Source organism: Bacillus sp. ISL-75, from assembly GCF_018613095.1.
The window spans coordinates 1-22,644 of sequence record NZ_JAGGQX010000003.1; the positions used below are offsets into that span (position 1 = coordinate 1).

General features: G+C 37.5%; 17 protein-coding genes and 2 pseudogenes. 2 read left to right on the forward strand and 17 right to left on the reverse strand.

The window, feature by feature from the left end:
* From J7E63_RS00895 to J7E63_RS00910, 4 genes are all read right to left on the reverse strand, one after another.
* The coding region (locus J7E63_RS00895; RefSeq protein ID WP_483861479.1) for a transposase at positions 1 to 214 on the reverse strand (214 nt) is incomplete at its 3' end.
* A gap of 226 nt (positions 215 to 440) precedes the next feature.
* The gene (locus J7E63_RS00900) at positions 441 to 1,772 is read right to left on the reverse strand and encodes a peptide MFS transporter (protein ID WP_215009897.1); all 1,332 of its coding nucleotides are present in this window, start codon (positions 1,770 to 1,772) and stop codon (positions 441 to 443) included.
* Positions 1,773 to 2,460: 688 nt separating this feature from the next.
* The gene (locus J7E63_RS00905; RefSeq protein WP_215009898.1) at positions 2,461 to 3,096 is read right to left on the reverse strand and encodes a response regulator; all 636 of its coding nucleotides are present in this window, start codon (positions 3,094 to 3,096) and stop codon (positions 2,461 to 2,463) included.
* Positions 3,093 to 4,427: a sensor histidine kinase gene (locus J7E63_RS00910; RefSeq protein WP_251033298.1), complete on the reverse strand. Its 1,335-nt coding sequence runs from the start codon at positions 4,425 to 4,427 to the stop codon at positions 3,093 to 3,095. Before J7E63_RS00910 ends, J7E63_RS00905 begins: the two co-directional genes overlap by 4 nt.
* Positions 4,428 to 5,508: 1,081 nt before the next feature.
* Between J7E63_RS00910 and J7E63_RS00915 the strand changes: the two genes are divergently transcribed.
* Together J7E63_RS00915 and J7E63_RS00920 are read left to right on the forward strand one after the other, a co-directional pair.
* Positions 5,509 to 7,437 (forward strand): outer membrane protein assembly factor BamB family protein, encoded by a 1,929-nt coding sequence (locus J7E63_RS00915; protein ID WP_215009899.1) that lies wholly within the window; start codon positions 5,509 to 5,511, stop codon positions 7,435 to 7,437.
* A 99-nt stretch (positions 7,438 to 7,536) separates the two neighbouring features.
* Positions 7,537 to 8,004: a DUF4179 domain-containing protein gene (locus J7E63_RS00920; protein ID WP_215009900.1), complete on the forward strand. Its 468-nt coding sequence runs from the start codon at positions 7,537 to 7,539 to the stop codon at positions 8,002 to 8,004.
* A gap of 580 nt (positions 8,005 to 8,584) precedes the next feature.
* Here the strand turns inward: J7E63_RS00920 and J7E63_RS00925 are convergent.
* The 13 genes and pseudogenes from J7E63_RS00925 to J7E63_RS00985 form a co-directional block, all read right to left on the reverse strand.
* Positions 8,585 to 9,755: pseudogene (locus J7E63_RS00925) on the reverse strand (MFS transporter).
* A 174-nt stretch (positions 9,756 to 9,929) separates the two neighbouring features.
* Complete coding sequence (locus J7E63_RS00930) at positions 9,930 to 11,387, reverse strand: glycoside hydrolase family 1 protein (RefSeq protein ID WP_215009901.1); 1,458 nt, start codon at positions 11,385 to 11,387, stop codon at positions 9,930 to 9,932.
* Positions 11,388 to 11,577: 190 nt separating this feature from the next.
* On the reverse strand, positions 11,578 to 13,419 hold the full coding sequence (locus J7E63_RS00935; protein WP_215009902.1) for a beta-glucoside-specific PTS transporter subunit IIABC: 1,842 nt from the start codon (positions 13,417 to 13,419) through the stop codon (positions 11,578 to 11,580).
* 138 nt (positions 13,420 to 13,557) lie between these two features.
* Positions 13,558 to 14,397, reverse strand: coding sequence for a BglG family transcription antiterminator LicT (licT, locus tag J7E63_RS00940; RefSeq protein ID WP_215009903.1), 840 nt, complete (start codon positions 14,395 to 14,397; stop codon positions 13,558 to 13,560).
* Positions 14,398 to 14,780: 383 nt separating this feature from the next.
* On the reverse strand, positions 14,781 to 15,929 hold the full coding sequence (locus tag J7E63_RS00945) for an FAD-dependent monooxygenase (RefSeq protein ID WP_215009904.1): 1,149 nt from the start codon (positions 15,927 to 15,929) through the stop codon (positions 14,781 to 14,783).
* A 216-nt stretch (positions 15,930 to 16,145) separates the two neighbouring features.
* A complete protein-coding gene (locus tag J7E63_RS00950; RefSeq protein ID WP_215009905.1) occupies positions 16,146 to 16,997 on the reverse strand; it encodes an aldo/keto reductase in 852 nt (283 codons plus the stop codon).
* Positions 16,988 to 17,863 (reverse strand): annotated as a pseudogene (locus J7E63_RS00955) (aldo/keto reductase). Before J7E63_RS00955 ends, J7E63_RS00950 begins: the two are co-directional and overlap by 10 nt.
* A gap of 219 nt (positions 17,864 to 18,082) precedes the next feature.
* Positions 18,083 to 18,289, reverse strand: coding sequence for a hypothetical protein (locus tag J7E63_RS00960; protein ID WP_215009906.1), 207 nt, complete (start codon positions 18,287 to 18,289; stop codon positions 18,083 to 18,085).
* Between the two features lie 72 nt (positions 18,290 to 18,361).
* A complete protein-coding gene (locus tag J7E63_RS00965; RefSeq protein ID WP_215009907.1) occupies positions 18,362 to 19,324 on the reverse strand; it encodes an aldo/keto reductase in 963 nt (320 codons plus the stop codon).
* A gap of 298 nt (positions 19,325 to 19,622) precedes the next feature.
* Complete coding sequence (locus J7E63_RS00970) at positions 19,623 to 20,372, reverse strand: SDR family NAD(P)-dependent oxidoreductase (protein WP_215009908.1); 750 nt, start codon at positions 20,370 to 20,372, stop codon at positions 19,623 to 19,625.
* A 129-nt stretch (positions 20,373 to 20,501) separates the two neighbouring features.
* On the reverse strand, positions 20,502 to 20,930 hold the full coding sequence (locus tag J7E63_RS00975; protein ID WP_215009909.1) for a Rossmann-fold NAD(P)-binding domain-containing protein: 429 nt from the start codon (positions 20,928 to 20,930) through the stop codon (positions 20,502 to 20,504).
* A gap of 146 nt (positions 20,931 to 21,076) precedes the next feature.
* Complete coding sequence (locus J7E63_RS00980; protein ID WP_215009910.1) at positions 21,077 to 21,388, reverse strand: Dabb family protein; 312 nt, start codon at positions 21,386 to 21,388, stop codon at positions 21,077 to 21,079.
* A 125-nt stretch (positions 21,389 to 21,513) separates the two neighbouring features.
* The gene (locus J7E63_RS00985) at positions 21,514 to 22,269 is read right to left on the reverse strand and encodes a carboxymuconolactone decarboxylase family protein (RefSeq protein ID WP_215009911.1); all 756 of its coding nucleotides are present in this window, start codon (positions 22,267 to 22,269) and stop codon (positions 21,514 to 21,516) included.
* Positions 22,270 to 22,644 lie beyond the last annotated feature (375 nt).

The following is a 22,644-nucleotide window of genomic DNA, read 5'->3' on the forward strand; positions in this document are numbered from 1 at the left end:
ATGCCATAAATATATCCAATAACATCATTTTAAATAGAATAGTGGGATCGGAAGGGCGTCCGTTATCATCACTATAATAAGGACGTACCTTTTCAAGAAGGAATGAAAGATCAATATATTTATCGATTAAACGAAGAAGGTGATTGTCAGGAACCAATTCATCAATAGAAACAAATTCATATTCACTTTGGGTAGATACTGTAATACTTGTCACGCTCCAATAAATGATGATAATAGCGTAATTATGACTAATTCTCACATTTTCTATCATAGAGACTGGATGATTATGTTTCATAAGAGAATCGTTCCTTTCTGGTTTGGGTCGTTGTTGAGACTCCTCATACACCAGTTGGGACCGATTCTTTTATTTTTTTACACTAAATAAAAAAGCTCGACCCAAAAGGCACATAATGTGCCTTTTGGGTCAGCTCCTTTTCACATTACTCCATCAACTTTGCTACTGGCTTTGAAAGAAGCAATAATACAATACCTAAAACAATTGTTACAAAACCAATTACACTGAAGATTTCCAGGTAACCTAAAGACTGCGTATATGCAGCTAATTGGCCGGCAACCATATTAGCTACCGCGGAACTTGCCAGCCATACTCCCATTAGAAGAGAGGCAAGCTTAATTGGAGCAATTTTACTTACCATTGATAAACCAACTGGTGAAATCATTAATTCGGCTAATGTATGAAGGAAATACGTTACAATTATGAACAGGATGTTTGCTTTCAGCGCTGTATCGTTTCCTGTATACATAACAGCAGGAAGCAGTACTAAGAAACCTAAACCAACAGTAACTAAACCAAGAGCCATCTTCGTTGGAGTTTTTAAGTCACCGCGTTTTGAGCTGCCAAGCTTGTACCATAAAGCAGACATAATTGGCGCTAAAATCACTATGAATAATGGGTTCAATGATTGGAACCAGGCAGTTGGAACCTCAAAACCAAATACATTCCGATCAATTTGGTCATTGGCATACAATGTCAATGAACTTCCTGCCTGCTCGAAAGCGGCCCAGAACGCAATAACGAAGACTGCCAAAATAACGATTGCAGCTGTACGTTTTTGTTCTCTTTTCGTTAACGATACAGCTGATTTTTGACCAGTTGTAACTTCCGGTTTACCAGTAGGTTCTTTACCGATATCACCTAAATAGCGATTGCCTAATAAGTTGAAAACTAACTGACCGACAATCATACCAATTGCTGCTGTCAAGAACCCATATTTATAGCTCATAAGTCCAACTGCTAATGGTGCGAAGAAAGCCCCAACGTTAATACCCATATAGAAGATGGTAAAAGCTCCATCACGACGCGGATCGTTGTCTTCATAAAGATCCCCAACAATTGTCGAGATGTTTGGCTTGAAGAAACCATTACCGATAATCAATAAACCAAGACCAATGTAAAGCGCTGGCATACTCTGACTTGAGAATAGTGAAAAGTTCCCAAGCGCCATTAAAATACCACCAATCGTGATCGCCAATCTTCTGCCTATGAAACGGTCAGATAAGTATCCTCCAATCATTGGCGTAATATAAACGGCACCAGTAAAGAATCCGTAAATGCCCATAGCCGTAGCTTTGTCGACTCCAAGCCCGCCGTTTACAACAGTTGCTGTTAAGTAAAGAACAAGAATTGCTCTCATTCCGTAATAGCTGAAGCGCTCCCATGCCTCAGTCGCGAACAGCATATACAGTCCTGGAGGATGCTTTTTCCTGGTCTGGTTTGGCTGCTGAACATCATTTTTTAAAATTGCTTGCATAATAAAGTCCCCCTAAATATAGTTAAAGTTCTTTATGGTGAACTTTAACAATAAAAACCATTTATAATGTTCGGTGTTTACACTATATTTTCACGTGTATTTTGAACCAAACCGAATCAACAGATGGAATTTCTCCATCATCGGTAAAAAATTTCTTTCTTCGTCCATTCACTTCTAAAATACGTTTAGCACTAACAGTGTCACCCCTTTGTGTAATCAATCTCTCAAAATGAATAATTCTTAATGCTAAAAATGACATTCAATGAAAGAGTTAGATTATAAATTATTTTTAGTGTTGTAAAAAAATTTTATATTATCAGAAAATATAAAAATACAGAAAAAAAAGAAAAAAAGTCTTGCTGCATTAGGGGTCTGTTTAGAAACGGAGACATATTACGAAACTAGTATTAGCGGACAAGAAAACAGTAAAAAATGCATCTTTTTACTCTAAAAGTCTGTCTTTTAAAGAATTTAGAACAAACTTATAAGTTAAATAATAAGGAGTTTTAATCAGTAATGTCCTCTAAGTACTAAGGACATCACTTCGATGAAGAAACCCCTTTCATGTCCACTATTATTTGTAATAACACTTAAAATCAATGTCCGCTAATGCTTATTACGTGATTTAGTTCGACTGCTACACAGACCCCCATTATAATAAAAAACTGCCTAGTATTAAGGCAGCTTTTTAGTCAACAATCCATTGATATAAATTTTTCGGTCTTCCTATTTTTTGATAACTCACAATAATTTCTACTTTTCCTTCATCAAGTAAATGCATAATATAGCGATACACGGTCGGATAAGCTAAACCAACTTCTTTAGAAATTGTATCAACAGAAAAAGGTTCACGATTAGAATGTAAAAAATCACTAATGTGACAAAGTGTTCTCTTACTAATTCCCTTTGTTACAAATACATCCTTTTCTTCAATGGATATTTGCTGCGAAGCTGATTGAGTTAATTTTGCAAGGCGTGCATGCAGTTGAATTCTTGAAATCATATCAGGCGCTTTTACAGGCTTTAATGCAAAATCTGTTGCGCCTGCTTTAAGAAAGCGATCAGCAATTTCCTGCCGTTCATCGACTGTTAATACAAGAATCGGAACATCAGCATTACGGTTACGAAGCTCACCTACTGTTTTTATTCCGTCCATTTCCGGCATATGATAATCAACTAAAACAACATCTGCTCCTTTTTCTGCAAACACATTTAACCCTTCTTTTCCGTTGTTAGCCGTATCTACATTCCAGCCGGCAAATTCACAAATTTCCCTTAGCATATATTGAATTGATGAGTCGTCATCAATGACTAAAATGTTCATCTTGACACACTCCTCTCAGCTAGTTTAATCCAAATTATTGTCCCGTGTCTAAGCTTGCTGTCAATTTCTAAAGAAGCACCATGTCCTTTAGCAACTTGTCGTACGAAAGCTAACCCCATCCCTGGATGCGATTTTGTACTAAACCCAGCTTTCCATATATTCTCCTGCTCTTTAGGTGTAATCCCTTTCCCATTATCTGATACGCCCAACCAAAGTTCATTTTCATAGGTTTTTATCTTAAGCAAAATCTTGCCATCCTCTATTCCATTCACTGCATCGTAAGCATTGTCAATTAAATTCACTAATGCCCTTGTCATTCGGATTTTATTAATTAAAATTTTAATTTCTGGATCTGTTTGAAAGTCTACTTTCAGATCAAGATTTGTCCCGCTCAGTCTGCTTGCTTTGACGTATCCAACTAAATCTTTTATACGGCACCAATGTTTTTTATCATCATATAAAATCTCAGAAATCATGTCGCTAACGGAATGAATCGATGATGAAATCTTTTGACAATATTCTTTAATTTTAGAATCGTCCACTTTCAAACTAATTAGAGAATTTAGCCCCTCAATTGCTGTGAGAGGTGTTTTTAAATCATGGACTAGATATAGTGCTTCTCGTCCTGATCTTGACTGCATTGCTTCTAACTGCGCATAATGAAGCTCTTGTTTTATCCTCCACTTTTGTTCAGCTAATGAAAAATACACAGCTAAAATAACAGCATTAATAACAAAAATTAAACACAAAGTCGAACTGTACAATGTTAAAGATTGCTCAAAGCCAATTTGAACTGCTATATCTTTTATTTCCTTTGAAATCGATCCTTGGCCAAATCCATATTTAGATAAAGAAGGAATCTCATTCAGCCATTCAATCCCAAAGATTAATTGAGAACAAATAATTGTTTTAATAATTGGCTTTAGCCTATCCTTTCCAAAGGCTTGCATTAATAAGATTGCTAACAACAATAACAACGCATATGAGCTAAATGAGTATGTTAAAGAATAAAAAACATTTATCACGATATAGTCGAGAGGAATAACAATAAGAGGAATGATAATTTTTAACCATGGACGGTTTAAACGATCACCGATTTCGTCTCCCAACAGCAGTGCACCAATATAATGAAACAAAGCTAAAACTGTATTTAAAGACACTAACAAAAAAACGGCAAGCATTAACGTATTTCCTGTTTCTTCATCTTTTCTTAATGAAATAAGCAAATCAGTAAGCCCAATTTCGTCAGGACCCAACCACGATAGTAAGAATACTCCGAATAAAATCACTCCAATTTTCATCCATATTGTCCAAGACTTCATAGCTATCATAATCATTTCACCTTTAATAGATTAATTGCTTATACAGAAATTACATGAATAGAATGATAACAATTCTTTCACTTCTTATTTATTTAAATTTATGTACACCCTTCCATAATCTCATTATACGCATTCATCGTAAATATAAATTATAAAAAAACGGGTTGGATTCATTTGAACAATTTTAATAATTCCATTCTCATCAATGTCTATCTCAAATAAGCCATTTTTAATTAAGAATAAAGAATACGTAGTCTTACTAACCTTTTCAATGTTTATCTGTCGGATTGCTAAAGAATCCAATAAGGCACCAGTTCCCTCAAAATATGGAACTAACCAAACGTTTGATTAAAACTGGTATCTGCTCTGGTAATCAACGTTTTTCTCTGTAATTGTATAAAATACTTGTCGATAACTTGGGCAGCTAAGCCTTCCATTCACCTTATTTCCCTTAAAATTTACACCCTTCGACCAACTACAAACTAATCAAACGTTTAATTAAATAGGCTGAATAGCCCTCCCTCTCAACCTTTTACTCCCAAATCTGTTAAAGAGATTGTTGAATTTACACTACTCCAAAAAACTAACCAAACGTTTGATTAGTTAACCACGACTCCATATAAGTAAAGAGTTTCAGCCTTTTCATAAAAAAATCTTTGTCGACGCAGTTCTATTTTTCCTATATAAAAAATAAAAAACAAGTCGATATTTGGATTTCCTTAGGGAAACTCACATGCTTCGACACGTTTCCTGATCATTCCTTACTAACCAAACGTTTGATTAGTTGCGGGAAAAACCCTTTTAACAAAAGGATTTTCCCCCGGGAAATGGAGAAAAGAATGTCGAAATCCGCTCGACAAAACAAAAGGCGCAAAGCCCGTATAGCGGCGTATGGACTGGAGCAGAAAACCCCATTCCAACAAAATAAAGAAGTAGATTTTTCACCATTTGTATAATTTAGGGATTTTGTAGGGCACCATATCATTGTTCTTATCAAAATTAGATCCTCTAAAGGAGGGAACAAACTGGTACATTTCATGATCAGTGATTCAATACATATTAAGATTTCATAATGTGAGGAGGAATTTTCGTGAGGCGTTACTTAAAGGCAACAGGTTCGTTTTTTTTGGCCTGTATGGTCCTTGTTGGCTGTCAAACGAATAATAAGCAGAACAATGCAAATAACAAGGAAGAAACCAAGAAATCCAACCAGGCAAATCAGGTAAAGGAGACAGGATTCCCAAATTGGGGTTATGACCTCCAACATACCCGACATGTGCCCTATAAAGAGATTACAAAAGATAATGTAAAAAAATTAGGGATTGTCTGGCAGCAGGATATCCTGGAATGGAATCAGGATATTCCTAATTTACAAGAGGATTTCCCTGTCGTTCAAAACGGGGTCATGTATGTGACGAGTGCAAAAAACCATGTGTTTGCAATCGATGCCGCAAGCGGAAAGAAAATTTGGGCATGGACACCTCCTAAGGAAGTACTTGACCATCTTGAAAGTTTGCCATGGCAGTCCAACGTGGCAAGCAGAGGTGTCGCGGTGGCCAATGGAAAGGTATATGTCTTGATGATTGACAATCGGCTGGCCAAACTTGATGCGAAAACCGGAAAACTGGAAAAAATGGTCAACTTCTGGGATCATGTTCCCTCCATTAAATTAGAAAACCGATACTATGAATCTTCGGCTCCCATGTATTATGACGGCAACATTTACGTTGGAAGCAGCGGCGGTGATAATGGCACTCGAGGCTTCGTTTGGGCATTTAAGGCTGATAGTCTCGAACCGCTCTGGAAAGAACCATTTTGGACCGTTCCTGAAAGAGGAACAGGCTGGGCGAAGGGGAAATACACGGGCGGAGGCTCCGTATGGACACCAATGTCGTTCGACCCAGATACTGATATAATGTATTTTGCAGTAGGGAATCCAGCCCCTGACTTTTACGATGCAGATCGAAAAGGGAAAAATCCATATACGGATTCCATCGTTGCTTTGGACAGTAAAACGGGGAAATTTAAGTGGGCCTCCTCCGAGGTTGATCACGATGTATGGGATTATGACGCTGCCGCGACACCGATGGTTCTCTATACCAAGGTCAGCGAAAAAAAACAGAAGATTGTGGTGGAAGGCGGAAAGAATGGGAAATGGTATGCATGGGATGCCAAAACCGGAAAAACCATTTATGATGGTGTACCATTTGTCAAAATTCAACATTCAACACCACCAAGCGATCAGAGTAAAGTGAAACTTCAATGGCCAGGTACGCCAGGTGGAGAAAGCTATGCCCCAGAGACGTATGATCCCGATACCAACTATGTGCTGATTCCAGGTATTAATAACCCGAATTTAATGTTAGCAGCAAAAGATCGAAAAGAGATTGCAAAAGATAACAATACCTTCCCTGGTACGAAGATACTTCCTTTACCAGAAGATATTGATCCTACTGGTAACATTACAGCTATTGACGTGAATACAGGTAAAAAGGTTTATCAAATCAAAACTGACGACCCGATGTATGGAGGATTAACAAGTACTGCTTCCGGCCTTGCTTTCTACGGGGAATTGGACGGAACGGTGAATGCTCTCGATATTAAAAAAGGAAAAGTATTATGGGGCATGAAAAGTGGAGGAAAACAAATTAAAATGGCCCCTTCCATTTATATGGTTGACGGCAAACAATATATTGGGGTGATTACTGGTGGAACGAGGGTAGTGGTTTATGGACTCGGTGGTAAGGAAAAGATCGCTGCCCCTAATAAAAATGCTAAATTACAAGGACAAGCCGACGTTGTTATCGACCCGGAAAAGGTTTACAAAAAAAGTTGTATTTCTTGTCACGGAGATAATCTTCAGGGCGCAACTGCTCCAAATCTTCAACACATCGGTAAATCGATGACCAATGAACAAATATTGAACCAAATCTTAAACGGCGGCGACCGCATGCCGGCGGGCCTCGCTAAAGGTGCAGAAGCTGAAGCACTAGCAGAATGGCTGTCCAAAAAGAAATGATGTGTTTTCTTGAAGCAGTTCGAGTCCGATCACTTCTTTCGGACTCAGATTGTTTCAAAGTGGAGCAACCTATAAACGAAAAATAAGGATGGTGGTAAAATGAGGAACCTAACGAAATATACCTTGCGATTCAGGGCTATCGCCTTCTTCCTTTGCTTGCTCATTGGCTTTGCCTCCCCTGCTTTGACCAGTGCCGAATCCCTAAATCAAGGCTTAGGCTCAGCTGAAGATAACGGAATCAAGCTAACACTCAATGGCTATTCCATTGTAAACCATGGTCATACCATTAGGCTGAATTATACAATACATTCCAATTCGAATATTCAAGTAGATCCGTATGCCAAAAGCCTTATGGCAAGTCCTCATATTTGGATTGAACACACGTTAGTTCGTGAAAATTCCGATACGTTTAAAAAAGTAGGTAACAACTTATATAAAGGAACGATAGAAGCACAACTACATCAATACAGACCTGAAAATCCTCATATGACATTTAAAACTCATGGGATATTGAATCAAAAGGGCCAATGGAACATTCGATTTATCCTTAATAATGCTGATTACTAAAATATGGGTGTTGAAACCCTTAAAGCATCCCGTATCATCCCTTAAAATGGTGCGGGATTTGATTTTTAATTAAGAACAAGATAACATTGATCAAACTGATCAAAAATTTGATTCATGCGGAAAGCAACAAACATTGAGGTGCTCGGAAGGCCTTAATTAAGGAGGAAAATATCGACTTTATTTATGATGAATATCTAAAGGGCTTATAAGGCCCTCTTTCCAATAGACTCAAGTAAAAGAGGCTTCTCCCAAACTTTGGGTAGAAGCCTCTAAACGTTGTTATTTCGGGATTTCTGGTGGGAGATTACATCATGCCGCCCATTCATTTTCATATATAATAGAAAGTAATAGTGTATAAAAAAAGGCTCTAAACCAATATTTATAAAAAATTCAACTTAAAGGTTTTAAATGCAATATAAAACATCGGAGGACAAACCGGAGGACAAAAGAGGACACATTCAGATGTAATTATGTATTCAGCCCTTCTCAACCAGAGTGGGGCTTTTTCCTCTTCATAATCCTTGTTCAACTAACGCCCCTATATTTTAAGTACAAGTGTTCACAAACTTACATTTACTTCTTAGTTAGCAATTTGTTTTGTTGAAAGGCTATATATATAGTTTCTTAGTAAAATCGATACCAAACTCAATAACAAAAATATTAATCCCCCTATTACGATAAATTGCGTGCCCATTCCTGATATGAATAATCCACCTACTGCTGTACCAATGGTTATCCCTAAATTACCACACGATAAGAATAATCCATTCGCGAAATCAGGAGCTCCCGGAGCTGCTGAGGTAATCCAATATTGATAATATTATTTGCTATAGCAAATAATATCCCCCACAACAAATTTGTTACCATCATAGGTCCAATAGACTTCCCCGTAAGGAATGACGAAAAATGAACCAGCCCTAATAAGATGGGAAAGATTGTGGCAGTTTTACGTGCATTTTTAGTTAGTAACTTTCCTCCTGCTAAATTTCCAACTAGACTGGCTATACCCAATATAAATAACGCCAAAGTTAATGTTTTCCCGATATATTCGTAACGGCTTCAAGATATTCTGCAATGAAGCTATTAATACTCGAAGTTGCCGAACCTATAAATACCACTGTAGCAATTGCTAACCAAATAATTGGCTTTTTCAATACGCTTATTTGAGCTCCATAAGACAGTCTTTCTTTAACAGCTAAGGATGGAACAAATATCAATGTAGCTATGAAGGCAATAGCATTTACGATGGCAAAGAATAACATAGACATTTCTATCGAAGATTGTGTAGCAATATACTTAGTGATTGGTACACCAAGTACCATCCCTGCGGTTACACACAAAATAACTTTAGAAACAGCCTTTGGTACCTCTTCCTTGCTAACGGATGAAGCAGCTACCGTTAAAGCCAAAGAACAATAAATGGGATGAAAAAAAGCTGGAATCACACGAGAGATAAGCAAAACGGTAAAGTTTGACGCAAATATTGAAACAATGTTACCTACAACAAATATGCCAAGTACGAGTAGCATCACCGCCTTACGATTTATTCAAGAAAACAATAACGGCATAGTCGGACCAGATATTGCAACAGCAAGTGCAAAGAGACTCACTAGCAGTCCTGCTTTGGATACACTGATATCAAAGTGTTCAGCAATTGAAGGCAATATCCCAGTTACCCCCATTTCAGTAGTTAGGATACCGAAAACCCCAACGGTCATAATAAATATAAGCAAATTATTCTGTGTCTGCATAAATTTATACCCCTTCTTTATTACTTAATCTTTTGTGTGTATCAGTTTTTTCATTAGGTACTACATATAGTTCAAATTCTAATTCTTCACAATCTCTCACTGACTAAAAACTCCCTTCCAGAATGAATGAAGGGAGTTTTTCCACACTAATTAACATAATGTTTAAATATGTTTCTAGGATAAATCTTCCCCATTCGTTTCAATCACTTTTTTGTACCAATCGAAGCTATCCTTTTTATGGCGGGAGTAGTCACCCGTTCCATCGTCATGGCGATTAACATAAATAAAACCATAACGTTTATACATTTCGCCTGTACCCATACTTACTAAATCGATTGGACCCCATGCCGTATATCCAATAACTGGTATCCCATCTTCCACTGCTTCTTTCACTGCAGTTATATGTTGTCTCAAGTAGTCGATGCGGTAAGGATCGTGAATGGAGCCATCTTCTTCCATTTTATCGATCCCACCAAATCCATTCTCAACAATCATCAACGGCGTATGTGGATAACGATCATGCAAGTTTTTAAGCACATATTTTATTCCCTCAGGGTCAATTTGCCAGCCCCACTCTGAAATTTCTAGGTAAGGATTTTTCGCTCCACCCACGATATTTCCACCGACAATTTCAACAGTAGGATCAGTGGTAATACAATTCGACATATAATATGAGAATGTATACAAATCAACGGTTCCTTCTTTAAGGATTTGCTTATCTGCTGCTGTAATAAATGAATCATCAATATTATTTTTCTTAAAGAAGTCCAATACAAAGGTTGGATACTCACCACGAACCATCACATCACCGCAGTAATAATTAAACATTTGATCTTTCGTTTGTGTCGCAAGTACATCTTTAGGATTTGGCGTTAATGGATACCATGGAACATTACACAACATACATCCAACTTGTAACCCCATATCTAGCTCGTGTGCTGCTTTAACAGCTAAAGCAGAAGCGACAAATTGATTGTGAACACCTTCGTAACGATTCGGTAGAACAGGCAATTCACTAATAGAAATAGGCTTCTTCAAATTCCAAACAGAATCGTCCACCATTCCAAGATGATTTAACCCTGTACCTTCTAGTGGCGCACCATTGATTTCATTAAATGTTAACCAATATTTCACTCGATCGCCAAATCGCTCAAAACAAACTTTAGCGTAGTTAACAAATAAGTCGATGGTTTTCCGACTAGCAAATCCATTATACTTTTTGACAATTTCCCATGGAATTTCGTAATGGCAAAGGGTCACCAACGGTTGGATACCATATTTCAAGCATTCGTTAAATACATCATCATAAAACTGTAGTCCTTTTTCATTCGGTTCAGCATCGTCACCATTTGGAAAAATACGCGACCATGCAATGGATAGACGTAGCGTTTTAAAGCCCATTTCGCCAAAAAGTGCAATATCTTCTTTATAACGATGATAAAAATCAACCGCTTCATGTGTTGGATAATAGGCTCCTTCTTCTATCTCAGTAAAAAACATTCGCTCTTTGTTTACACTTCCGCCTGTTATCATATCGGCAGTTGAGAGACCCTTTCCATCTTCCAAGTAGGCTCCTTCTACTTGGCTCGCTGAAATAGCGCCACCCCATAGAAAATCTTTCATAAATGGCATTATATATTCTCCTCTATTAATTATTTTTCTGCTTTATCTTTGTATAAAACCAAAGTCATAAAAAAAGTTACGATCGATGATACGATCAAAGCAATGCTAAAAATCCTACTTTTTCATAAATCCATACTAGTACTGCTGCTAATGGGGAAGAGGACTTAAGTCTCTCCCCAGATTTCCTATAACAAGATCATTAAACTACTAATGTTAATAAACTTTCTTCTGCCTGAACCTCTTCTTTTTTCATGTCAATAATGTCGATATAACGGTCTGTATTTGTAATAATAACTGGTGTAGTCACCGGATACCCAGCTTCTTTAATTTTTTCAATATCAAAATTAACTAATAAATCACCTTGGCTTACCCGATCTCCTTGTTTAACAACTGGTGCGAAATATTTACCTTCTAGTTGAACAGTATTGATTCCGATATGAATTAATACTTCTGCTCCTTCGTCTGACGTAATTCCAATTGCATGTCCTGTCGGGAAAACAATTGTGACAATACCGTTCACAGGCGATACAGCTTTTCCAACAGTTGGTTCAATGGCAATCCCTTTTCCCATAGCTGCTGATGAAAACACTGGATCATCCACATCAGCTAACGGTTTAATTACCCCAGTTAATGGGCTGACAATCTCTTCTTTTTTTATAATTGTCTCTCCTGCTTTTACCTTGTTATCTTTAACTTCCTTTTTATCTTCAACTTCCTTTTTATTTTCAAATCCAAAAATTATTGTAAGCAGTAGTGCTAAAATCATTGAAATAACTATAGCAATTATATAAGGTACCTTTTGTGAAATTACTGGAATAGCAAACAATGAAGGCAATACTAATGCTGTTTGTTTTAAACCAAAGAATCCAATAATCGCTCCTCCAATTGCTCCACTAATAATCAAATATGGTATAGTACGTTTATAACGGACTATAAATCCGTAAATAATCGGCTCTGTTACTCCACCTACTATTGCTGGAAATACTGTAGATCCTGCAACTGTCTTAACCTTTGCATCTTTTGATCTTATCATGATACCAATTGCTATACCTATTTCGGCAAAAATAGATGATGCCACCATAGCTAAGAGTGGATCTCCACCGTTCGCAAGGTTGGCTACAACAATAGGTGTTAACCCATTATGGATACCAAGCATAACTATGAAAGCCCAAGCACCTCCCATTACAGCTCCAGTTAGCATACCACTTTTTCCACTTAAGAAACTAATAAGTCCACCTATTCCATTACCAACATAAACTCCAAATGGACCAAATGCCATTATTGTTAAAGGTACCATAATCATTAGTGATAACATTGGAACTAAAAACATTTGTATATCTTTGTGAACAATTTTCTTTAAAAATTTCTCAAGAATCGAATATATAATTATAGCTATAAAAATCGGAAAAACAGTAGATGAATAATTCATTGGGATTACCGGTATGCCTAAAAATGTTACTGACTTTGCCGTCAATAACCCTGTAAAATTAGGCTCTAATAACGCTCCTCCAATTACAGCTCCTACATATGGATTAGCACCCAATTTGATTGAAAGGGTAACAGCAAGTAAAATTGGCAAAAAGTAAAATAATGCATTTCCTGCTGCAGATAATATATGATAAGTTCCACTATCTGCTGATAAAATATGGTATGTCGTGAGAATTGCCAATAATCCTTTAAGCATACCTGATCCTGCCATTGCACCTAATAATGGAGTAAAACTTCCTGAAATAATATCAAATATTTTTGAAGTAATTGATATTTTTTCATCATTTGCCGAATTAGTATCTACCGAAAATTTACCTATTTGATTTATTTCCTTAAAAACATAAGGAACTTCATTTCCAATAACAACTTGAAGTTGTCCTCCACTCTCAACCACAGTTAATACACCGTCAAGTTTTTGAATTTCAGCTTTATTTGCATTTTTGCGGTTTTTTAAACTGAATCTTAATCTAGTAGCACAATGAGTAAGACCTACTACATTTTGTTCCCCTCCAACTAGCTCAAGAATTTCTTTTGCTAAGCTTTTGTGGCTCATTTTCTACACTCCTTTAATATAAAATCATTTGTAATATTGAAGTTGATTAACCGCACAAGGTAATAAAAAAAACCTAAACCAAACAATCAATTTTGACTGTTTGATTTAGGTTTTGCCCATCAGGTTACAACCCTATGATCATCTGTTATTGTTTTTTACTACTCTTTCAATATGAATCGTTAAATAAATCAATTCTTCATCGGTTAATTGATAGGTGTAACTGTTCTCAATAAACTTCTTTATTTTCTGTGAGCACTTATATGCCTCTGGGTATTTTAATTTTATTACATTATATAAGTCATCATCAGATGTATTGTTATAATGATTTCCCTTGACTAACCGCTGTGCAAAAAATTTCAAATGAGTAATAAAACGATAAAAGGGTAAAGAATTTTCATTAAACTCAATCTTGAAATGATATCTTACGATGGTTAAAATTTCTTGCATAACTTTGGTCATGCTTTGCACAACTGGCATTTCTTCACCCAGCTCAGCATTGACAAAATGAAGGGCTAAAAAGCCTGCTTCATCCTCTGGTAAAATGACACCAAATTGTTCACAAATCATATTTAATGCTTCTAAACCAATCTCATATTCATCTTTGTATAATTGCTTCGTTTCCCAAAGTAATCCGTTTTTTATAGGCAAATTACTTTTAATCCGCTCAATTGCAAAGTGAATATGATCAGTTAAATGAATATAAATGCTATCGTTTAGCTTTTTCCCCAATTTCATTTTTGCATATGCAATGATTTTTTCGGATATTTCCATGTACTCAATTGGCATATCAGCAATTAAGGTCTTGAACTTTTTCATTATATCTTCGTTTTCCAAAGTGAAAATTTTATCTATTTGTTGTTCATTAATATCATCTCCAACACGCTTATTAAAAGCAATTCCGCGTCCAATGATGATAACTTCTTGTTTATCTTTTGTTGAAATAACTGCATTATTATTTAATATTTTCTCGATTTTCACTTTATCACCTCCGATAATAGAAAAAGGCAAAACCCCTACCTTTTTTCTAAGGTAATCGGTTTTGCCTGATTTAACAGTTACAACCCGTTCTGTATACGCTTACCTTATAATATCATAAGACTTTCGGTTTAGCAACAAAACTTTTACCCATTATTATACTACTTTTTTCCTTTAATTTTTAATCAACATTACTCTAATTATTCTTCCTTCTTCAACTAAGCAGTTGCACAAAGAAGAGAGCTGCCTAGAAAACTCCTTGTTCAACTCTTGCCCATATAGTCATCCATGCAGCAGAGCTGCACCACAGAGGATGGGATTTTAACTCGTTCTCCAATGGTGGTTTAGTACAAGACTTCACAATTTACTCTATATAGTGGCATCTTTTAAGAATACGCTCTTTTACCGCCCAAAAGAGCGACTAAAGGATTGTCCAGATGCACAATTTGACGTGCATTTTTTAGACGAAGATTCTCATATTCCAAAAGAGCTTCGGATGCTGCAGATCCTTTTATTCCCCTTGAAACACATTCGGCTAAGGTAGCAGCATCTTGTAAGGACGCATTAAACCCCGATGCAGTTAGTGGTGTAGGTAGATGTGCAGCATCTCCAACGATTGCTATACGTCCTTTTACAAGATTGTCAGGAACATATTCGGCAATCGGAGTTCCAACAAGATTACATGTTTCAATACTATGAAGAATCGCGTCTAACCATGGTTGTTCCCATCTAATAGAAGCTTTTTCAGCCAGCTCAATCAATGTCTGTTCCGGGATGTCAGGAGCATTAAGGGAATGCCGAACAATGTTTCCTTCCACACATCCAAGACGACGTAACAAATCATTTTGAGTGTTATCGTACCAAGCCCATCCTAGTCGTCGATCTCCTAAAGCGGTAGACCCGTCTTCTCCAGCAATAATAGAACCGAGTAAAAAGTCACCGATACCATCGGGCATACTTAATTTCGGGGCGTTGAGGCTAGGTCGGCTTTTTTCAGGTGTGTTTTTCTCATCTACAATAGCGACCCATATCAAGTATCCAGCAAAAGTTGCATTTGGTTTATGAGGTGCAACTAAGCGACGCACAATACTACGGTGACCATCTGCACCAATCAAAATATCTCCATGGAATGTCTCACCCTTATCAGTCACCGCACACGCAGAGTCGCTGTCCTGGTTAATAGTTTGAACACGAGTATCATAATGTAAGTCAATTCTAGGATCGGCTTCTGCTTCTGTGCGTAGTCGAAAATGTATAGATGACCAAGCCTCAGCAGACCTAATTCCACCAGAAGCAAGTTTTCTTAAAAGTTTCGCTGTTTTAGTTCGATCAATTTCTCCACTGTCAACTTGAAGAACAGCTCCACTACGTGGTTTCGCTCCAGCTCTCTCTAAAATGGTGACATTTAATCCAGCTCGTGAAAGAGCAATCCCAGTCATTAGTCCAGAAAGCGACGCACCGACAACAACAGCAGTGCCGTTAGTTTCTTTGATAAAATTGTTATTGGTTGATTCGCCTCGGAAATCCTTTCTCATTATTGTTATTCCTCCTTATTGGTAATGTCTTCAAAATGGAAAAACCGAATTTCCTAATTGGAAAATCGGTTTTTTGATGAATAAAAGCATTAAATATCAACCAATACAATTGTTTCATTATTAATTATTCATGAATTTTCCATTCGTTTAACATCCTAGCCATATCGGAAGTAAAATGATCAATTATTTCACTTCATTCCTGCATTCCGTATATCCTTAATCTTCGATCTTAAATGCAGACATTAAGGCTTCACGGAGTCCCGGTGCATCCGGATTATGAGCACCTTTTCCGGTATCAAGACCACGCATTTCATCCATTTCCGCATCGGTCAATTCAAAGTCGAAGACATCAAGATTAGTATTGATTCTCTCTGGATTTGCAGACTTTGGCAGAGTGATAACACCCTCCTGAACTTCAAATCTTAAAATAATCTGTCCAACATTTTTTCCGTATTTTTCTGCTAGCTTTGTGATCACCGGATTGGAAAGCAGATTTGCATCTCCATGTCCTAGCGGATACCATGCCTCCAGCGCCACATCATCTTTTGCCATGATCTCACGGATTGCCTTCTGCTGGAAGAACGGATTGAATTCCAGTTGATTGACAGCAGGCTTCGTGGCAAACTGCGGTACAAACTCGTTCCAAATCTTCGGAGTCATGTTGCTGACACCAATAGATTTCAACTTTCCTTCAGCTTTTGCCTCTTCCATTGCTTTCCAAGCCCCGGGCACATCTCCATAAGGCTGATGAATCAGATATAAATCGATGTAATCCATGTTCAGCTTACGGAGAGATCTGGCAATTCCTTTCTTCGCCTGCTCATATCCGTAATCCTGGAGCCAGAGCTTGCTGGTAATAAAAATCTCCTCTCTCGGAATACCGCTGTCACGGATAGCCTTACCTACATCTTCCTCATTAAAATATGCCGCAGCAGTGTCTATATGTCGGTATCCTGCTTTCAATGCAGTATGTACTGCATCATAAGTTGGTCCATCATTCGGTATCATAAATACGCCAAAGCCGACTAGTGGAATCTTGTTTCCATCGTTCAATGTAATCATTTCCATTTTGAGTTACCTCCTAATTCTCTGCCCTTTACTTCATTTAACATCTTGGCAATCTTCCAGTCATAGTGGTCGATAATCTCCGTATGTCCAGTATCAAGAGTAGCAATCTGCTTCATTTCATCATCAGAAAGTTCAAAGTCGAAGATGTTGATGTTTTCCTCGATGCGGTTCCTATGAACAGACTTCGGAATCACGACAACACCACGCTGCACATTCCAACGAAGGATAACCTGTGCGACTGTCTTTTCGTGGTTTGCCGCAATCTTCGTCAGTACATCATTTGTAAAAATTCCTCTTCCTGCTTCCGCAAACGGTGCCCACGCCTCAAGCTTTACGCCAAAATGCTTTGCACACTCAAGGTCTGTCTCCCTCTGAAAAAACGGATGGCATTCAATCTGATTGATCATCGGTTTAATCTCAGCATTCATGCAAAGGTCCGTCAGACGTTCCGGATAGAAATTGGAAACACCAATTGACCGAACCTTTCCCTCTTTATATAGCTCTTCCAAGGCTCTCCATGCACTGTAATAATCCGACAAAGACTGGTGCAGAAGAATCAAATCCATATACTCCATATCCAATCTCTTAAGTGCTGCTTCATAGGCTTTCTTTGTCTTCTCATAGCCAAAGTTTGAAATCCAGATTTTTGATGTGATGAAAACATCTTCCCGTTTCAGTCCGCTTTTTTTTAGTGCAATACCAACAGCCTCCTCGTTCATCTATGCTTCGGCGGTGTCTACCAATCTGTAACCTGCATGGAACGCATCCAGAACAACCCGTTCACACTGTGCAGCGTCTGGAACCTGATACACACCGAAGCCGACCATTGGCATCTTCACTCCGTTACTGAGTGTTGTAAATTCCATTGTGGTGTCCTCCATTTTCTATTTTTATAAGCATGCAGCGTTTCTTTCAAAGAATCTCTGCAATAAGTCTCCTTCGGTGTATCTTTAATAAACTACTTCATATTCTTTCCGTTCTGTGACATCTTCCAATAAACTTCAACTATTAACGCTGGTTCATAATGCGTATTTGGCTCAATTACACCACTTACAAGAACACTGCCAACAAATATACCTCGTGGTTCAAGTTTTATGATGTAATACTATATTCATTGCATTTAATGCTGCTTTATCTATACATAGTGGAATTAAAGCCAAAATCGGTTGAAAAGTTTTTGCAAAACCTCCACCTGTAATTATAATTGCTCCCTTTTTTTGAGCAAATTCATCAGTAGATACAAGATTAGCACAACGATATGCGCTTGCCGAATCAATATGATAACGTTGCATCAATAGTTCATTTGTAATTTCTCTGTCATGTAACTCGCAATAGCTGCGAAAGTAGACTGATTCATTGAGATGTTAAATCATAGGTTTTTCCCAATCGCCTCTAACCTCAACGCCAGTTTCTTTTGCCGCTTCTTCAAGTTCGAGGATGTCCCGTGCTGTCAAATTGACCTCGGCAGCTTTTATTGCATCCTCAATATGCGACGTTTTCGTAACACCAATAATCGGTACCGTTCCTTTTGCAATGGACCAAGCTGTTGCAATTTGTGCAGTTGATGCATTGTGTCTAATGCCGATTTCTCTCATTACTTGGACTAAACTTTCGATCTTAGTAAGCACATCTGTATTAAATGCCTCGCCTCTTCTGGTGCCACTCGGCATAGGATTTTTCGAATTGTATTTGTCAGTTAATGCACCTTGTTCCAGTACCATATATGAAAAGAACACCATATTATTTTCATTGCAGTAATCAATAATTCCTGCTTCTTCCGATGAACGGTAAAGTAAGCTGTAATGGTTTTGGACAGCTGAGATTTTCAGTCCTTCTTCCGCCAAGATACTGGCTGCCAATTTAATTTCGTCCAGATTATGATTGGAGACCCCTACATGTTTCACTTTTCCACTTTTCATTAAAGGGATAAGTTTTGGTGTCCATCTTTCCACATCTGCCGGGTTGTGTATCCAATAAATATCCACGTAATCCACGCCGAGCCGGTTTAGGCTTTCTTCCAGAAGTTCCTCAACAGCGTTGTCATTGTCTCCTGCCAATTGTGGAGTGAATTTAGTGGAGATTAGCACATCCTCCCTGCCTTTGATAAAACATGCCAAAATGTTCTCTGAAGCGTTCATCCCATATACAGCAGCTGTATCCCATAAATTGAATCCAGCATCCATCGCGGCATCAAATACTGGCTTTAAATCCGTTTCTGTAAAATAATTTCCAAAAATCTCATCCCCACCGATTGCACCAGTGCCCCATGACCATGTACCAAGAGCAATCGTAGGGATTTTATCATTTTGTAATTTGACTAATTTCATTGCGTATCACGCCTTTCTTCATTATTTGAAAAACCAAAGTCATTCGAAGACTTCGAAATAAAGCCCTCTAACTTTACATGATTTATCATAGGGATTTAATTTCAGCCTTGAATAATTACAAGCATACAACCTTCGAGCAACACGAAGTCAATAGTTTTAAATTTTTTGGTTGTAACATTTTAATTTAGAACCAGTTCGTCCTACAAATCCATAAAAAGAATCAAAGTAGACAAGTTTTTCTAGTCTTGTCTACTTTGATTATTTACTAAACGATTAAACTACCAATATACTTCATCGTTTAAGCAAGCATTCCACCATCCACTGCCAAATCCGCACCAGTAATGAAGCGAGATTTATCTGAAGCCAAGAACAAGACAGGATAAGCAACATCTTCTGGTTGTCCAAAATAACCTAATGGAATCATCTTTTCAACATTATCGTGATGTGCTTTCGCTTCTTCAGGTGTCAAATCTGTTTTATCATAAATAGGTGTTTCAATTGGACCAACTGTTACCGCATTTACGCGAATACCAACTTGTGCCAATTCTTTCGACCAAGATTTTGTCATCGCTTTAAGAGCTGCCTTACTAGCTGAATAAACAGACATATTAGCTAAAGGTTGTCTAGCTACGGTTGAGGAGATATTAATAATATTTCCTTTACTTTCTTTTAAAAGAGGAAGTGCTTGTTGCGTTAAATCTAAAACTCCTCGAACATTTGTGTCAAAAGCTGCTTCGTATTCTGACATTTGAATTTTTCCAAGTGGTGTAATTGGTGCCCAACCAGCATTATTGACAAGTACGTCTAGTTTACCAAAATCATTTTTTACTTGTTCCACTAACTGAGTTAACTGACTAGAAACGCTTAAGTCTGTTACACGATAGTGAATATTCTCGTTTTGTGCGGCAGATTCTTTCAAGGTTGATTCATTTCTTCCAATAATAACAACCTTTGCTCCTTGTTCGGCAAATTGAGCCGCAATTTCTTTTCCAATGCCAGAGCCTGCACCTGTGACTAAAACAACTTTATCAAGAAATTCTTTGTTCATCTTCTTTGCTCCCTATTATCTGAATTCAGCAAGCACGAATACTCGCTGAACTACTTTTCTATTTTTACAGTTCATCACCAACAATTGTCATTCTCTGACGAACATAAGAACCATTTTCCAAAATATCAATTAACGCACTGGCAAAATCAGCATAGCTATATGGCTTGTTGGAATATCCTCAATACTAAATTCTACGCCATCAAAATGATATTTACCTGTCGCTTCTCTTTCAACGTCATAATTAAATGCTGGTGTCGCATAAGTCCAAGCAATGTTTGAATATGAGCGCAAGCGTTCCAAACTTTGAACCAAGACTTCTGCTAATGGTTTAAGTTCTTCCATAAAGTTTTCCCAGTCTTTGAAATATTTTGTATGCTCTTTATTTATAAACAATGTACCTGTTCCACCAATTTTGATGTAGCGTGTGTTGCTACTATCAAGCAAATTCGCAATATGAGAAACACCGTCAGTATGCACGTAGAAAGTTTCTGGTACCCAAGCAATTACTCCGTCAATAATGGCATCATAGCCTGCAATATCTTCTTTGGTTAAATCCATGATGTCTTTGATTAATATGTTTTTATAATCTTTTCATCATGTTTTCTGTGTGCTACTGCTAATACCTCATGACCACGTTTTTCAGCCTCTAAAATAATTGTGCGTCCTGATTTCCCATATGCTCGTACTAATATGTTCATAAAACTTCAATTCTCATATTCTATTTGCGCGGAATATAATCCGCTGGTGACAAAGCAATCATCCTCTGTTCCATTTATGCTGTTTATGAATACATGATACGGATGCACCATATAGGCTTCAAACGCCTCTTTATCCTTCAGATCTACAACCATCGTTACTGCGTTTTCGCCACCAACCCAGCCTGTATTTTTTCCTATTGTCAGATCAATGATTTCAGGAATATTATCCTTCATCGCTTTCAACAAATTTATTTCTTTATTCAGTTTTTCTTCTGTTATGCCTTTTTTAATTGGTGCAATAAAAATATGTCTAATCATTTTAATCCTTCCTTTAACTTGAATATTTTTAACTTAGTTCTTAAGTTGACGACATTGTCCGCACGGGAGTAAAAGACAATTATTGATTGATAACGATACAGTTGGATACCTCCTAACACCCTTTCTTAGTTTTCAGGAATAATTTCGTTAATACAATTTAATGCGTTTAGTGTTCTCGGAAAGCCCATATAGGGAATGCAGTGGGTGATGGCGGTAATTAAGATTTCCTTGTCATTGCCAACATTTTTGTTCCCCTGCACATGTGCTTTTACTTGACCTTCTGCACCACCCAACGCACTAACGATACAGAGTGTCAACAACTCCCGTGTTTTCAAATCAAGCCCGCAACGGGTGTAGAAATCTCCAAAGCAAAAAGAAGAAAGATAATCCTGAATATGCTTTTGGTTTGCTGGGGCACCTTCCCGCATCTTTGCAATGATATCTCCAAATATCTCTACTTGAGTTGCAAGACCTTTATCAAAACGATTGTCTTCTTCAACTTGTTTTTGGCTTTCAAGTGGTAATGTAATATTGTTGGATTTGAAAACCTCATTGACTTCATTTATGGCGTTTAGCGTTTTCGGAAATCCAATGTATGGAGCACATTGGTAAACCGCCTCCTTGATTTCAACCGGAGTCAGCCCAACATTCAGCGCAGCTAGAACATGAGCCTTTAATTGAGGTAATGTTTGATTGGTCGCAAGCACAACCAGAGTGATAAGCTCACGATGTTTGTCATCCAGATTACCTTGATAAAAAACTTCCCCAAAAACAAATCGGCTCAGGATGTCTTGAAAATCAGAGTCGGTAGCGTATGCGGCAGGTACTCCATTCCCAAATAGTTGTTTGTATTTTTCCTTGCTCTTTTCAACACGGTTCATATATAGATCTCCTTTTATGATTTACTTTTCTATTTTGCCTAAAGTATCAAGTTAAAGTTACGAGTATTCGAGAGAAAATTAAATCGTACTGAGGGAGCTTAGTAAAGGTTCCGAAAAGTATCGTTCTTGGAACTGATAAAATAGTAGCTCATTCAGTATTACTACCCCATCATTATTGGGTAGTTTAATTTAATATTCCTTTTTAACCGCCTACTCTACTATTATCGTCCAAAAGAGCGACTGAAAGATTGTCCAGATTGCACAATTTGACGTGCATTTTTTAGACGGAGAGACTCATATTCCAAAAGAGCCTCAGCAGCTTACTTTTAAAGTTTACGCTCACTTGTGATATCATTCTCGGTACTTCCTTGTAAT

Bases quoted from the DNA above. Each gene is read 5' to 3' on its own strand.
- J7E63_RS00975 (WP_215009909.1), bottom strand. From the start codon at position 20,930: ATGGATTTAACCAAAGAAGATATTGCAGGCTATGATGCCATTATTGAC.
- J7E63_RS00970 (WP_215009908.1), bottom strand. From the start codon at position 20,372: ATGAACAAAGAATTTCTTGATAAAGTTGTTTTAGTCACAGGTGCAGGC.
- J7E63_RS00965 (WP_215009907.1), bottom strand. From the start codon at position 19,324: ATGAAATTAGTCAAATTACAAAATGATAAAATCCCTACGATTGCTCTT.
- J7E63_RS00985 (WP_215009911.1), bottom strand. From the start codon at position 22,269: ATGAACCGTGTTGAAAAGAGCAAGGAAAAATACAAACAACTATTTGGG.
- J7E63_RS00945 (WP_215009904.1), bottom strand. From the start codon at position 15,929: ATGAGAAAGGATTTCCGAGGCGAATCAACCAATAACAATTTTATCAAA.
- J7E63_RS00950 (WP_215009905.1), bottom strand. From the start codon at position 16,997: ATGGAAATGATTACATTGAACGATGGAAACAAGATTCCACTAGTCGGC.
- J7E63_RS00980 (WP_215009910.1), bottom strand. From the start codon at position 21,388: ATGATTAGACATATTTTTATTGCACCAATTAAAAAAGGCATAACAGAA.
- J7E63_RS00910 (WP_251033298.1), bottom strand. From the start codon at position 4,427: ATGATAGCTATGAAGTCTTGGACAATATGGATGAAAATTGGAGTGATT.
- J7E63_RS00960 (WP_215009906.1), bottom strand. From the start codon at position 18,289: ATGCAACGTTATCATATTGATTCGGCAAGCGCATATCGTTGTGCTAAT.
- J7E63_RS00920 (WP_215009900.1), top strand. From the start codon at position 7,537: ATGAGGAACCTAACGAAATATACCTTGCGATTCAGGGCTATCGCCTTC.
- J7E63_RS00930 (WP_215009901.1), bottom strand. From the start codon at position 11,387: ATGCCATTTATGAAAGATTTTCTATGGGGTGGCGCTATTTCAGCGAGC.
- J7E63_RS00905 (WP_215009898.1), bottom strand. From the start codon at position 3,096: ATGAACATTTTAGTCATTGATGACGACTCATCAATTCAATATATGCTA.
- J7E63_RS00935 (WP_215009902.1), bottom strand. From the start codon at position 13,419: ATGAGCCACAAAAGCTTAGCAAAAGAAATTCTTGAGCTAGTTGGAGGG.
- J7E63_RS00900 (WP_215009897.1), bottom strand. From the start codon at position 1,772: ATGCAAGCAATTTTAAAAAATGATGTTCAGCAGCCAAACCAGACCAGG.